Annotated in this window: 11 protein-coding genes and 1 pseudogene; 3 read left to right on the plus strand and 9 right to left on the minus strand. The window is 71.6% G+C overall.

Translation table 11 applies throughout. The annotated features are described in order from the left end of the window. The first annotated feature begins 67 nt into the window (after window positions 1–67). Window positions 68–2710, plus strand: a complete 2643-nt coding sequence (locus B4E97_RS03995; RefSeq protein ID WP_286958768.1) for a DNA gyrase/topoisomerase IV subunit A — start codon at window positions 68–70, stop codon at window positions 2708–2710. A 189-nt stretch (window positions 2711–2899) separates the two neighbouring features. Here the strand turns inward: B4E97_RS03995 and B4E97_RS19100 are convergent. The 6 genes and pseudogenes from B4E97_RS19100 to B4E97_RS04025 form a co-directional block, all read right to left on the minus strand. Further along, window positions 2900–3229: pseudogene (locus B4E97_RS19100) on the minus strand (DUF1345 domain-containing protein); the annotation flags it as partial. Next, complete coding sequence (locus B4E97_RS04005; protein ID WP_286958016.1) at window positions 3229–3519, minus strand: hypothetical protein; 291 nt, start codon at window positions 3517–3519, stop codon at window positions 3229–3231. The pseudogene B4E97_RS19100 and the gene B4E97_RS04005, both read right to left, overlap by 1 nt. 23 nt (window positions 3520–3542) lie before the next feature. Then, window positions 3543–4517 (minus strand): sucrase ferredoxin, encoded by a 975-nt coding sequence (locus tag B4E97_RS04010; RefSeq protein ID WP_286958769.1) that lies wholly within the window; start codon window positions 4515–4517, stop codon window positions 3543–3545. 40 nt (window positions 4518–4557) lie between these two features. Next, entirely contained in the window at window positions 4558–5940 is a 1383-nt protein-coding gene (locus tag B4E97_RS04015) for a TrpB-like pyridoxal phosphate-dependent enzyme (protein WP_286958018.1), read from the minus strand. Window positions 5941–6027: 87 nt separating this feature from the next. Continuing rightward, window positions 6028–7500, minus strand: a complete 1473-nt coding sequence (locus tag B4E97_RS04020; protein ID WP_029210000.1) for an APC family permease — start codon at window positions 7498–7500, stop codon at window positions 6028–6030. 79 nt (window positions 7501–7579) lie between these two features. Then, entirely contained in the window at window positions 7580–9760 is a 2181-nt protein-coding gene (locus B4E97_RS04025) for a DNA gyrase/topoisomerase IV subunit B (RefSeq protein ID WP_286958770.1), read from the minus strand. Window positions 9761–9970: 210 nt separating this feature from the next. On the opposite strand from B4E97_RS04025, the gene B4E97_RS04030 reads away from it, so the two are divergent. Together B4E97_RS04030 and B4E97_RS04035 are read left to right on the plus strand one after the other, a co-directional pair. Further along, on the plus strand, window positions 9971–10180 hold the full coding sequence (locus B4E97_RS04030; protein ID WP_029209998.1) for a DUF7455 domain-containing protein: 210 nt from the start codon (window positions 9971–9973) through the stop codon (window positions 10178–10180). A 91-nt stretch (window positions 10181–10271) separates the two neighbouring features. Beyond that, window positions 10272–10745 (plus strand): DUF456 domain-containing protein, encoded by a 474-nt coding sequence (locus B4E97_RS04035; protein ID WP_286958771.1) that lies wholly within the window; start codon window positions 10272–10274, stop codon window positions 10743–10745. 29 nt (window positions 10746–10774) lie between these two features. Here the strand turns inward: B4E97_RS04035 and B4E97_RS04040 are convergent, their stop codons facing one another. The 3 genes from B4E97_RS04040 to B4E97_RS04050 form a co-directional block, all read right to left on the minus strand. Beyond that, window positions 10775–11263 carry a DUF3040 domain-containing protein gene (locus tag B4E97_RS04040; RefSeq protein ID WP_019287065.1) on the minus strand — a complete coding sequence of 163 codons (489 nt, stop codon included), beginning with the start codon at window positions 11261–11263 and terminating at the stop codon, window positions 10775–10777. A gap of 107 nt (window positions 11264–11370) precedes the next feature. Further along, a complete protein-coding gene (gene dinB, locus B4E97_RS04045) occupies window positions 11371–12630 on the minus strand; it encodes a DNA polymerase IV (RefSeq protein ID WP_029209997.1) in 1260 nt (419 codons plus the stop codon). A gap of 12 nt (window positions 12631–12642) precedes the next feature. After that, on the minus strand, window positions 12643–13421 hold a 779-nt coding region (locus tag B4E97_RS04050), incomplete at its 5' end, for a methyltransferase domain-containing protein (protein ID WP_286958773.1).

Below are 13421 nucleotides of genomic sequence, written 5' to 3' on the forward strand. Positions count from 1 at the left end.
ATACGGCCCGTCACCCGACCCCCGGGGCAGGATGGGGCGGATCCGCTCGCGAAGGAGATTGCACCTGATGGCGCGTCGCACGACCGCACCGACCCTGGACGACGACTTCGTCGAGAACATCATCGACATCGACGTCTCCGACGAGATGCAGCAGGCGTTCCTGGAGTACTCCTACTCGGTCATCTTCAGCCGGGCGCTGCCCGACGCGCGCGACGGCCTCAAGCCGGTGCAGCGACGCATCCTCTACGGCATGCACGAGCTGGGGCTGCGCCCCGACCGCGGCCACGTCAAGTCCTCCCGCATCGTCGGCGAGGTCATGGGCAAGTACCACCCCCACGGGGACACCGCGATCTACGACGCCCTCGTGCGCCAGGCGCAGCCGTTCACGATGCGGCTGCCCCTGGTCGACGGGCACGGCAACTTCGGCTCCCTCGACGACGGTCCGGCGGCCAGCCGCTACACCGAGGCGCGCATGGCCCCGTCCGCGCTGGCCATGCTCGCCAGCCTGGACGAGGACACGGTCGACTTCGTCCCCAACTACGACGAGCAGCTCACCCAGCCCGGGGTGCTGCCGGCGGCCTTCCCCAACCTCCTCGTCAACGGTGCCTCGGGCATCGCGGTCGGTATGGCGACCCAGATGCCGCCGCACAACCTCGTCGAGGTCATCGGCGCGGCCCGCCACCTCATCGCCCACCCGGACTGCTCGCTCGACGACCTGATGAAGTTCGTGCCGGGTCCGGACCTGCCCTGCGGGGGCCGGATCATCGGCCTCGAGGGCATCCGCGACGCCTACCTGACCGGACGCGGCAGCTTCAAGACGCGCGCCACCTGCCGCGTCGAGAGCATCACCGCCCGCAAGAAGGGCATCGTCGTCACCGAGCTGCCCTATCTCGTCGGCCCGGAGAAGGTGCGCGACAAGATCAAGGACCTCGTCCAGTCCAAGAAGCTGCAGGGCATCAGCGACTTCAAGGACCTCACCGACCGCAAGCACGGGCTGCGGCTGGTCATCGAGATCAAGAACGGCTTCAACCCCGACGCGGTCCTGGAGCAGCTCTACAAGCTGACGCCGATGGAGGACTCCTTCGGCATCAACAACGTCGCCCTCGTCAACGGGCAGCCCCAGACCCTCGGGCTCAAGGACCTGCTGCGGGTCTACGTCGACTTCCGCACCGACGTGGTGCGTCGCCGCTCGCAGTTCCGCCTCGGCAAGAAGGAGGACCGCCTGCACCTCGTCGAGGGGCTGCTGATCGCGATCCTCGACATCGACGAGGTCATCCAGGTCATCCGCACCTCCGACGACGCGGGCATCGCGCGGGCGCGGCTCATGGACGTCTTCGAGCTCTCCGAGCCTCAGGCGACCTACATCCTCGACCTGCAGCTGCGCCGCCTCACCAAGTTCTCCCGCATCGAGCTGGAGAACGAGCGCGACGAGCTCCTGCGCGAGATCGCCGAGCTGCGCGAGCTCCTCGGCGACGAGGCGCTGCTGCTCCGGCTGGTGTCCACCGAGCTGGCCGACGTCGCCAAGCAGCACGGCACGCCGCGCCGCACGATCCTGCTCGAGTCCGCCGGCACCCCGGCGACCTCGGCCACGCCGCTCGAGGTCGCCGACGACCCCTGCTACGTCCTGATGTCGTCCACCGGGCTGCTGGCCCGGACGTCGGACGCCGGTGGCCTGTCCAACGAGGGCGGTCGGTCCAAGCACGACGCCGTGGTGGCGGCCGTGGCGACGACCGCGCGCGGCGAGGTGGGCCTGGTCACCTCGACCGGTCGGGTGGTCCGACTGTCCGCCCTCGAGCTGCCGACCCTGCCACCGACCAACGGCGCCCCGTCGCTGTCGGGCGGTGCGCCCCTCGCGGCCTACGTCGAGCTGGGCAAGGACGAGGTTCCCCTCACGATCATGTCGCTCGCCCCGGAGTCCCGCGGCCTGGCCCTCGGCACCGCCCAGGGCGTGGTCAAGCGGGTGACGACGGACTACCCCGGCAACCGCAAGGAGTGGGAGGCCGTCTCGCTCAAGCCGGGCGACCGCGTCGTCGGCGCGGTCGAGCTGCGCACCGGGGACGAGCACCTGTGCTTCGTGACGACGGACGCGCAGCTGCTGCACTTCCCGGCCTCGGTGGTCCGGCCCCAGGGCCGCACCGCAGGCGGTATGGCGGGAATCCGCCTGTCCCCCAAGGCGTCCGCGCTATGGTTCGGCGCCATCGACCCGTCCGCCGAGACGGTCGTCGTGACCGGGGCGGGATCCGCCGGAGCCCTTCCGGGCACGGAGACCCCATCGATCAAGGTCACCCCTCTCGGCGAGTACCCCGCCAAGGGCCGCGCCACCGGCGGGGTCCGCTGCCAGCGCTTCCTGCACGGCCAGGATCAGCTGGTCCTCGCCTGGGTCGGCGCCCTGCCCGCGCGGGCCTCCGGGCCCAACGGCGTGGCGGTGCCGCTCCCCGAGGCGACCGGCAAGCGGGACGGCTCCGGGCTCCCGGCCAAGGGGCCCATCGCCGGGATCGGCGGGCCGCTGCCGACCGAGTCGCCCGTGAGCGCCGGGGCCGCCGCCGCGTCGTCGCCGACGAGCTCGGACGCCGCCGGCACGGCCGAGGGTGGCGAGGGGCTCTTCGACCTGCCGCCCAACACCGGGCCGACCCGCGAGCGGGTCGTCGTGGACCGGGACGACTACGACCCCGACAGCCTCGACGACGTGGTGCAGACCTCCACGGAGTGACCCGCCGGCTCGCCGGTGGTCATCGATCCGACCTTGCGACCTTGCGACTCTGCGACCGTGCAACGCCGCGACGCGCGCAGCGGTCAGCCGTATGGAGCACGCGCGGCCGGCGAGGAGCAGCGACACCAGGATCGCGATGATCACGGTGTTGAACGCGAAGGCCACGAGCGCGTGGACCATCATGGCGCGGCGCATCTGCCTCGTCGTGACCGAGACGTCGGTCGTCCCGAAGGTCACCTGCCCGTTGAGCGAGTGGTAGAGGTAGTCGCTGAAGGCTCGCTCCTCGGTGCCCGGGAACTCCAGGCCGCCCTCCGTGAGGTCCAGCCGCGCGTAGTGCAGGGCGTAGGACAGCACGACGTTGCACCAGGACACGACCACCGCCACGATGCACCCCACGAGGGCCCAGGGGATCGCGCGCGCCTGCGGGTTGGTCGCGAGGACGAGGCACACCCCGAGCGCGAACACCGAGAGCTGGATCGACCACGACGGAGCGGACCCCACCCCGAAGGACCGACGCATCAGTCGACGCGCCACCCCTCGCGTCGCTCCGCGTGCACCGAGGCCAGGACCTCCCGCCGCAGGTCGGCGCCGCCCAGCCCGTGGAAGGCCCGCCAGGTGAGCCAGGTGTAGACGAGGATGAAGGCGATCATGGCGCTCAGCGGCATCATGATCACGAACTCGTCCACCTCGATCCCCAGCCGGCCTCTCGTCAACGGGCCGACCACCACGAAGGGTGCGAACGCGCCCATCGCGATCAGGCTGCGGGTGGTGTCCGAGGACAGGCGGGCGGGTCGGGACGGCGCGCTCATGGCTCACGACCCTAGCGCGCTGGTCACACCTGCTCGTCGACGTAGAACCGGTGCGCCGGGGCGGGGTCGTTGCCGCAGGAGTCGTAGAGGCGCTCGCCCGTGGGCTCCTTGTGGACCCGCAGCCGCCACGCGCGACCGTCCTCGTGCGCGACCCTGACCTGCGCGTCCCACTCGTCGCCGCTCTCGATCCGGCTCGTCAGGGCCCTCAGCGTCGTCTCCTGGGTGCGCGCCCGGACCCAGGCCTCGGCGGCCTGGACGGGCAGGTCGAGGTGGCTGCGGCCACGGTCGTGCGCGGCGTCGAGGGCGGCGGGGCACAGCTCGCGCCGCGCCTCGGCGTCGACGACCTGGACGGCGAGCTCGCCGGTCAGCCGGGCGATCGTGTGTCCGCTGGGCAGCGCGATGCCGGTGGCGGCGAACCGGTGGCCGCCGGTGTGGGTGCACTCCCACACCTGGCCGGGGCGGTGCCGCGCACCCTCGAGCACCACCGGCCTGCCCCGCACGGCGCAGCACACGTCCCGCTTGCCGTTGGTGCAGACCAGGAGGATCCCGGCGTCGGTGCGGTGCAGCCCGGGCAGGGCCTGCAGCACCGCGTCCGGTCCCTGGTCGACCAGGGCACCGAGGTCCAGGCCGAGCAGGTCGGCGGGGTCGACGATCGCCCCGGCGAGCAGCCAGGGGCCGCCGGACGCGCCCCGCAGGTCACCGGCGACGAAGACCTGGCGCGGTGCCCCGTCGGCCTGGGACCGGCGGTCGGACACCGAGCGGATGAGCACCAGACGCCCACCGGCCAGGGCACAGCCACCCTCCAGCCGGTCCCCCAGCGCGGGGTCGAGCCAGGACTCGGTGAACGCATCCCTGCCCCACGGGCCGGGCTGCTCGAGGGCGATCCAGAAGTCCGCCATCGCGGCGGTCCCGCCCACCGGGTGCCCGGCCCCCTCCCAGGACAGCGAGCAGGCCGTCTCCGGCAGCTTGGAGGTCGGGTCAGGGCGCTCTGAGGTCACCCGCCCACCCTATGACGGAGAGCGCGGTCGTCGGCCGCCGTCACGACGCGCGTACCTCGGGCAGGGCGGCCATCGACCCCCGCAGGTGGGCGTCGAGGTCGGGGTCGTCCGCCGCCGACGAGCGCAGCCTTCCCGCCGTGTGGTCGCCGTAGGCCGGCAGCTCCAGGTGCCCGTGGCCCGAGAGCCCCACGACCACGACCTTCTCCTCGCCCGACTCCGCGCAGCGACGCCCCTCGGCGACGAGCTCCGCGATCGCGTGGGTCGACTCCGGCGCCGGGATGATCCCCTCGCACCGGGCGAACAACGCGCCGGCGTCGAAGCACTCGGCCTGCTCCTTGGCCACCGCCTCGAGGTGCCCGTGGTGGTAGAGGTGGCTGACCAGCGGCGCCATCCCGTGGTAGCGCAGCCCGCCCGCGTGGATCGCGCTCGGCATGAAGCCCGACCCGAGCGTGTGCATCTTCATCAGCGGCGTCATCCCCGCGACGTCGCCGGAGTCGTAGGCGTAGGTCCCGCGCGTGAGGCTCGGGCACGCCGCGGGCTCCACGGCCCGCAGCGCGGGCGTCATACGGCCGGCCCAGGTCTCCCGCAGGAAGGGGAAGGCCAGACCGGCGAAGTTGGACCCGCCCCCGGTGCAGCCGATCAGCAGGTCGGGGGTCTCCCCGACCTTGGCCAGCTGCAGGAGGGTCTCCTCGCCGATGATCGTCTGGTGCAGCAGCACGTGGTTGAGCACGGACCCGAGGGCATAGCTGGTCGTGGGGCTCTGGACCGCGGCCTCCACGGCCTCGGAGATCGCGATGCCCAACGATCCGGTCGTGCCCGGGTGCGAGGCCTGTATGACGCGCCCCGCCTCGGTCAGGTCGCTCGGGCTGCGGTGGACCTGCGCCCCGAAGGTCTCCATCATCAGCCGCCGGTAGGGCTTGGAGTCGAAGCTGCCCGCGACCTGCCAGACCTCGCACTCCATGGCGTACTGCGCGCAGGCGAACGCCAGGCTGGCGCCCCACTGGCCCGCGCCGGTCTCGGTGGTGAGCCGGGTGATGCCTGCCTGGTGGTTGTAATAGGCCTGAGGCACGGCGGAGTTGGGCTTGTGGGAGCCGGCGGGCGAGACGCCTTCGTACTTGACGTAGAGCCGGGCAGGGGTGCCGAGCTCGCGCTCGAGACGGGTCGCCCGGATCAGCGGGCTCGGCCGCCACAGACGATAGACCTCCTGGACCTCCTCCGGGATGTCGTAGTAGCGCTCGGTGCCGAGCTCCTGCTCGATCAGGGCCGGCGGGAAGAGCGGCGCGAGGTCCTCGGGGCCGACCGGTTCGTGGGTGCCGGGGTGCAGCATCGGTGGCAGCGGCTCCGGGAGGTCGGCGACGATGTTGTACCACCTCGTCGGCATCTCGGACTCGGCGAGGGTGATCCGGTGCTGCGGTGCGTCCATGACCGCAATCTAGCGACGACCGCGCCCGCCCGCGAGACATGTCTCGGTCGGGCGGGCGTGGTCGCTTCGTCGTGGTGGACGAGGCGATCAGGTCCAGGGACGGCCCTCGCGCTGGCGGTTGAGCTCGTCGTGATGGATGCCGAGCTCCTCGATGTGCTCGGGCTTGTTGGTGCGACCGGTGCCGATGAACCGCGTCGACAGCCAGTGCAGCAGCCAGAGCACGACACCGACGACCAGCAGCACCGCCGCGACCTGGTAGTCCTTGGGGTCGCGCTTGGACAGCGGGGAGGCGAGGAAGCCGCACAGGACCGCGCCGATGACGGGGATGACCGTCGGCGCCTTGAAGTGCCGGTGCTCGACCTTGTCGCGCCGCAGCACGAGCACGGCGATGTTGGTGATGGTGAACACGATCAGCAGCAGGAAGGACGTCGTGCCGCCGAGCGCCTTGAGGTCGGCGAACCAGACCAGGCCGAAGGCCAGCACCGTGGTGAACAGGATGGCCACCCACGGCGTGCGCCGCTTGGGCAGGATCCGCCCGAGGGTGACGGGCAGCACGCCCTCGTGCGCCATGCCGTAGAGGAGGCGCGAGGCCATCAGCATGTTGATCAGCGCGGAGTTGGCGACGGCGAACATCGTGATGACGGCGAAGATCGCGATCGGGAAGGCCGGCGCTCCCGCCTGGACGACCTTGAGGAGCGGGGTCTCGCCCTCGCCGAGCTCGGCGGGCTTGACCAGCGTGACCGAGGCGATGGCCACCAGCACGTAGATCACGCCCGTGATCGACAGGCCGATGAGCATCATCTTGGGGAAAGTCTTGACGGGGTCCTTGGTCTCCTCGGCCATGTTGACCGAGTCCTCGAAGCCCACCATGGCGAAGAACGCGAGGGCCGTGGCGGAGGCGACCGCCGTGAAGAGGTTCGAGCCCTCCTTGACGTTGAACTGGGTGAGGGTCGCGGCGTCGCCCTTGCCCTGCATGATCGCCCACACGCCGATGGCGATGATGATGAGCAGGCCCGACAGCTCGACGATGGTCAGGACGACGTTGACCTTGACGCTCTCCCCCACGCCCCGCAGGTTGATGATCGCGACGAGGGCCATGAAGCCGAGGGCGGCGAGCAGGAGCATGGTGCCCCCGGACTCCCAGCCGAAGTGGGCCGCCTTGTTGAGGTTGCCGGCGAAGGCCTGGGCTGCGCTGGAGGCCGAGGTGAGACCCGAGCACATGACGGTGAAGCAGACCAGGAAGGTCAGGAAGTGCACCCCGAAGGCCTTGTGGGCGTAGACCGCGGCTCCACCGGCGCGGGGGTACTTCGTAACGAGCTCGAGATAGCTGAAGGCGGTCAGCATCGCGACGATGAAGGCGCACAGGAATGGAAGCCAGACCGCCCCGCCGACCTCCTTGGCCACCTTGCCGGTCAGCGCGTAGACGCCGGTGCCGAGGATGTCGCCCACGATGAAGAGCAGCAGCAGACCGGGTCCGATCGCGCGGTTCAGCTCGGGCTTGCCCTCGCCGGCGCTGGGTTCGGCCGTGCCGGTCATCGGCGACGTGTCGTTGTCACTCATGGCGGACACGATCACTGACGAAACAGGTTTCGTCCAGCCAGGATCGCCCCGGATGCCCAGATCGTGACCGTATGACGGCTCAGGCGTCGATGCGCTCGGCGTCGAGGGAGTGCGCGGAGTCCACGATGAAGTCCTTGCGCGGCGCGACCTCGTTGCCCATGAGGAGCTCGAAGACGCGCTCGGCCGCCTCGGCGTCCGCGAGGGTCACGCGGCGCAGGGTGCGCTGGCGTGGGTCCATCGTGGTCTCGGCCAGCTGGTCGGCGTCCATCTCGCCGAGGCCCTTGTAGCGCTGCATCGGCTGCTTGATCCGGCGTCCCTTGCGCTCGAGCTGACGCACCGTGGTGCGCATCTGCTGCTCGTTGTAGGTGTAGATCAGCTCGTTCTTGCGCGAGCCCGCCCCGACGACCTCGATGCGGTGCAGCGGCGGGACCGCGGCATACACCCGGCCTGCCTCGACCAGCGGACGCATGTAGCGGAAGAAGAGCGTCAGCAGCAGCGTCCGGATGTGGGCGCCGTCGACGTCGGCGTCGGTCATCACGATGACCTTGCCGTAGCGCGCCGCGTCGAGGTCGAAGCTGCGGCCGCTGCCGGCGCCGATGACCTGGATGATGGCCGCGCACTCGGCGTTCTTGAGCATGTCGCCGACCGAGGCCTTCTGGACGTTCAGGATCTTGCCGCGGATCGGGAGCAGGGCCTGGTGGTCGGAGTCGCGCGCGAGCTTGGCCGTGCCCAGGGCGCTGTCACCCTCGACGATGAACAGCTCCGAGCGCTCCACGTCGCTGCTGCGGCAGTCCGCCAGCTTGCTCGGCAGGGTGCTGGTCTCGAGGGCGTTCTTGCGGCGCTGCGTCTCCTTGTGCTGACGGGCCGAGATGCGGGACTTCATCTCGGAGACGACCTTCTCCAGCAGAAGGCGGGCCTGGGCCTTCTCCCCCCGCTTGGACGAGGTCAGCAGGGCGGTCAGCTCGCGCTCGACGACCCGGGCGACGATGGCGCGCACCGCGCTGGTCCCCAGGACCTCCTTGGTCTGCCCCTCGAACTGCGGCTCGGCGAGGCGCACCGTCACGACGGCCGTGAGGCCGGCGAGGATGTCGTCCTTGTCGACCTTGTCGGTGCCGACCTTGAGCCGCCGGGCGTTGACCTCGAGCTGCTTGCGGAACACCTTCATCAGGGCCTGCTCGAAGCCGCTGACGTGGGTGCCGCCCTTGTGCGTGTGGATGATGTTGACGAAGGACTCGGCGCGCGTCTCGTAGCCGGTCCCCCAGCGCACCGCCACGTCGACGGTGCACTCGCGGGTCATCTCCGTGCTGACCATGTGGCCGCGGGCGTCGAGCTGCGGCACCGTCTCGGTGAACTCGCCGCTGCCCTGCAGCCGCCAGACGTCGGTCAGCGCCGGGTCCGAGGCGAGGAACTCCGCGAACTCGCTGATGCCGCCCTCGTTCTGGAAGGTCTCCTCGTAGACACCCTCGCCGTCGAGGTCGCGCTCGTCGCGCACCGCGATGGCGAGCCCTGGGACGAGGAAGGCCGTCTGCCGAGCCCGCGAGACGAGGTCGGCGCGGTCCAGGCCGGCGTTCTTGAGGAAGATCTGGTGGTCCGCCCAGTAGCGGACCCGGCTGCCCGTCACGCCCCGCTTGGCCTTGCCGACGACCTGCAGCTCCGAGGTCTGCTCGAACGGCGTGAAGGTGTTGTCCGGACCCGGCGCACCAGCGTCGTCGAAGGTGCCGGGCTCGCCCCGCCGGAAGCTCATCTGGTAGGTCTTGCCGCCGCGGTCCACCTGCACGTCCAGCCGACTGGACAGGGCGTTGACCACGCTGGCGCCCACGCCGTGCAAACCGCCCGAGGCGGCATACGACCCGCCACCGAACTTGCCGCCCGCGTGCAGCTTGGTGAAGATCACCTCGACGCCGGACAGGCCGGTGCGGGGCTCCTTGTCGACGGGCATGCCGCGTCCGTTGTCGCGCACCACGACCGAGCCGTCGCGCCCGAGGACGACCTCGATGTGGTCGCAGTGGCCGCCCAACGCCTCGTCCACGGCGTTGTCGATGATCTCCCACAGGCAGTGCGTCAGGCCGCGGCTGTCCGTCGACCCGATGTACATGCCCGGCCGCTTGCGGACGGCCTCGAGGCCCTCCAGGACCTGGAGGTGGCGGGCGGAGTAGGTGTCGCTGCTCGTGCCGACCGCGCTGGCTGCGCTGGCTCGGCCTGCTCGGCTCGCTGGGCTGGCTGGGCTGGCTGGGCTTGCTGTGGTCGTGGCGTCTGGCACGCTCGGCAGGGTACCCGCCGGGTATGACACCCCCGTGCAGACTCGCCATGCACCGCTCGTCCGGGGAGGGCGGGCCACGGCTGGCGCTCCGCCCAGCGAGAAATGCGCGGGTGGGAACGAATGTACGTGCTTGACTGTTGTCACCGCCGTAGAGGCCGCACCCACAGCCGTCCGGGAGCGACCCCCACTGACGTGAAAGAGAGGCCCATCGTGACCACCGCACTGGCACCGACCGAACTCACCGCAGCCGACCGCTGCGACCGTTGTGGCGCGCAGGCCTACATCCGAGCCCGTCTCGCGTCCGGAGGTGAGCTGCTCTTCTGCGCCCACCATGGTCGCGAGCACCTGGATCGCCTGCGTCCCCTGGCTACCGACATCGACGACCAGACCGACCGGCTCCACGCGTCGTCGACCAGCTGACGGCGCCGCACCACCGTCCGCGAGGACGGCACGACGAGACCCCCGACCGACGACGGCGGGGGTCTCGTCGCGCTGCCCCTAGGCTGGGCACGTGACCACCACCCTGACCGTCCTGCTCGCCGTCTGCGTCGTGATCGGGCTGCTGGGGATCGTGATCCCCGTGCTGCCCGGCCTGCTGCTCGTGTGGGGCGCCGTCCTGGTGTGGGCGGTCGTGACCCAGACGTGGTGGCTCGCCGTGCTGGTGACGGTGCTGTATGCCGTGGGCCTGGCCCTGCAGTACGTCCTGCCCGGGCGCCGGTTGCGCACCGGCGGGGTCCCGACCCGGTCGCTGGCCGCGGGCGTCCTCGTGGCGGTCGTGGGCTTCTTCGTCATCCCGGTCGTGGGGGCCGTCGCCGGCTTCGTGCTCGGCGTCTTCCTGTCCGAGCTGCAGCGCCTCAGCTCGACGGGCGCGGCCTGGCCGTCGACCGTGCACGCGCTCAAGGCGGTGGGCCTGTCGATGCTGATCGAGCTGACGGCCGGCCTGCTGATCAGCGCGTCCTGGGCCGCAGCGCTCATCTGGGCCTAGCAGAGGCCTCGTTCAGAGCTCCCCGCGGTCTAGAACTCGCCGCGCTGACGACGCTCGTCCCACCGCTGCTCCAGCCGCTGCATGAAGGTCCCCGACCGGGGGGTCCGGTCTCGGGGCAGGCGCCCGGCGGCACCCGGTGCCCGGTCGGCACGCCTCATCTTGGTGGCGCCACCGGCTCGACCGACGCCCGGGCGACCGAAGCGCCTGCTGGTGCGCTGCTGCACCGTGCCGTCCTCGCCCACCGCTCCGAGCTTGCGCCTCGGTGAGGCCAGGGCGTAGAAGCCGGCCGCCACCATGATCAGGAACCCGATCACGCCGATCCATACCTGCTGCTGCGTCACGCCGAGGAGGACGACCCCGAGACCGGCGAGGACGCCGATCGCGCCGAGGATGTAGCGCCGACGGCGCCCTGGCGTCGAGCTGGCGCTCGCGAGCTGGGCCGCGAAGCGCGGGTCCTCGGCATACAGCGCCTGCTCCATCTGCTCGAGCAGCGCCTGCTCACGCTCTGAGAGCGGCATCTCGCTCCCCTCCCTCGGGGTCGTGCGGTCGTGAGGTCCTCGAGGCCGGGTCGCGCGGCGCGGGTGCGCCGTCAGAGCGGTCTCCGTAGGACTCAACGAAGATGATCTCAGGATAGATCCCGGCGAGGGGTTGTGGTAGATCCGTCCCCAGGTCGGACCAGACTCGCCGGACGCACCGCACCGGCCCCGAACCTCGCGCTCGCCCGGTCGACCGCACGCTCGGCGTCCCGCCACCCGTGCTCTCGCTCGTCCAGCAGGCCCTGGCGCGGCACCAGGCCGGCGTCCTGGAGCCCCTCGAGCCGGACCCCGACGAGGCGGATGCGGGCGCGCTGCAGCCCCAGCGCGTCGAACAGGTCGCGGGCGGTGCGATAGACGTCCTGCCCGACGTCGGTGTGCTCGCGCAGGGTCTTGGAGCGGGTGATCGTGGTGAAGTCGGCGAACCGGACCTTGATCGAGACGGTGCGCGCCATCATCCCCTGGGACCGCAGCCGGGCGGTGGAGCGGTCGGCGAGCTTGAGCAGGTGCCGGTGGATCTCGACCGGGTCGTCGATGTCGTGGCCGAAGGTCTCGTCGGCGCCGACGCTCTTGTCGACGTGGACCGGGGTGACGCTGCGGGGATCGCGCCCCCATGCCAGCTCGTGCAGCGAGGCGCCCATCGCTGGGCCGAGGGCCCGTTGCAGCGTCGCGACCGGGGTGTGCGCGATGTCGGCCACCGAGCGCAGCCCCAGCCGCAGCAGGGTCTCCTCGGTGCGGTCGCCGACCCCCCAGAGCGCGGCGACCGGCAGCTGGTGCAGCGTCGCCACGACCTGGTCGACCGGCACGACGCGCAGGCCGTCGGGCTTGGCGAGGCCCGACGCGAGCTTGGCGACGAACTTCGTGGGGGCGACGCCGACCGAGCAGGTGATGCCCTGCTCGTCGGTCACGGCGTCACGGATGTGGTGGGCGATCTGCGTCGGGCGTCCGTGGGTGTGGACCGACCCCGACACGTCGAGGAAGGCCTCGTCGACGGACAACGGCTCGACGACGGGGGTGACCGAGCGGAAGACGGCCATGACGCCGCGCGAGACCTCGGCGTAGCGCTGGTGGTCGGGCCGCAGGACGGTCGCCCGGGGGCACAGCCGACGGGCGCGGGCCATCGGCATCGCCGAGGCGACGCCGTAGCGTCGCGCCTCGTAGGTCGCCGAGAGCACCACCCCTCGCGTGCCGCCACCGATGATGACGGGCGTGCCGACGAGGTCGGGATGCTCGAGCAGGGTGACGGAGGCGTAGAACGCGTCCATGTCGACGTGCAGGACGTGGCACCCGGTGTCGTCGAGGGCCCCGGCCTGCGCCTCCTGGTCCTCGAGGCGGAACTGCCGCCGGCTCACGGCGTGCCCGTCTCAGTGCCGCGCGGCGATGACGTGCAGGGCCGCGCCGAGCTGGGCGAGGATCGCGAAGTCCGGGTGGCTCGCGGCCGCGCGCTCGAGGTCCAGCAGCGCCATGCGGTCGGCCTCGGAGTCCACCAGGGCGGAGGGGACGAGGTCGCTGAAGATGCGGACGCCGTGGGTGTCGGTGATCTCCAGGCCGGCGGCCTCGACGAGCGCCGAGACCGAGGACAGGTCGAACCGGCGGGGCAGCGGGTCGGGCGCTCCCCACGTGCCCTCGGGCGTGGTGAGGGCGTGCTGGGCCTGACCGAACTGCCCGGCGATCGCCCGGGCGAGCACCACGGCGAGCCGCTGGGCGACGACCAGGCTGAGCACGCCGTGGGGCGCGAGGGCGGCGCTGATCTGCGCGAGGGAGTCGCTCGGGTCGTCGACGAACTCCAGGACGCCGTGGCAGCAGACCAGGTCCGCGGTGCCGACATCGTGCACCTCGCGGAGCGTGCCGGCGTCGCCCTGGACCCCACGGACGCGGTCGTCGACGCCGGCCTCGCGGGCGCGCCGGCCGAGTGCGGCGAGAGCGTCCGGGCTGGGGTCGACGACGGTGACCTCGTGCCCGAGCCCGCCGAGCGCGACGGCGACCCCGCCGGTGCCGCCACCGAGGTCGAGGACCCGCAGCGGCCGGTCGAGCTGGGCGGACAGGTCGTCGGCGACGGACTGGACGGCCTCCCACACGGCGGCGGTGCGCAGGTTGGTCTCGACACCGGTGCCGCGGGAGCGGCGGGGCGCCGGGCGGGGGG

Origin of the sequence: Arsenicicoccus sp. UBA7492, from assembly GCF_002479615.1 — a bacterium.
GTDB classification, from domain to species: domain Bacteria; phylum Actinomycetota; class Actinomycetes; order Actinomycetales; family Dermatophilaceae; genus Arsenicicoccus; species Arsenicicoccus bolidensis.

Excerpts from the sequence above, each read along its gene's own strand:
- B4E97_RS04015 (WP_286958018.1), bottom strand. The coding sequence starts at position 5,940 with ATGGACGCACCGCAGCACCGGATCACCCTCGCCGAGTCCGAGATGCCG.
- B4E97_RS04020 (WP_029210000.1), bottom strand. The coding sequence starts at position 7,500 with ATGAGTGACAACGACACGTCGCCGATGACCGGCACGGCCGAACCCAGC.
- B4E97_RS04005 (WP_286958016.1), bottom strand. The coding sequence starts at position 3,519 with ATGAGCGCGCCGTCCCGACCCGCCCGCCTGTCCTCGGACACCACCCGC.
- B4E97_RS04040 (WP_019287065.1), bottom strand. The coding sequence starts at position 11,263 with ATGCCGCTCTCAGAGCGTGAGCAGGCGCTGCTCGAGCAGATGGAGCAG.
- B4E97_RS03995 (WP_286958768.1), top strand. The coding sequence starts at position 68 with ATGGCGCGTCGCACGACCGCACCGACCCTGGACGACGACTTCGTCGAG.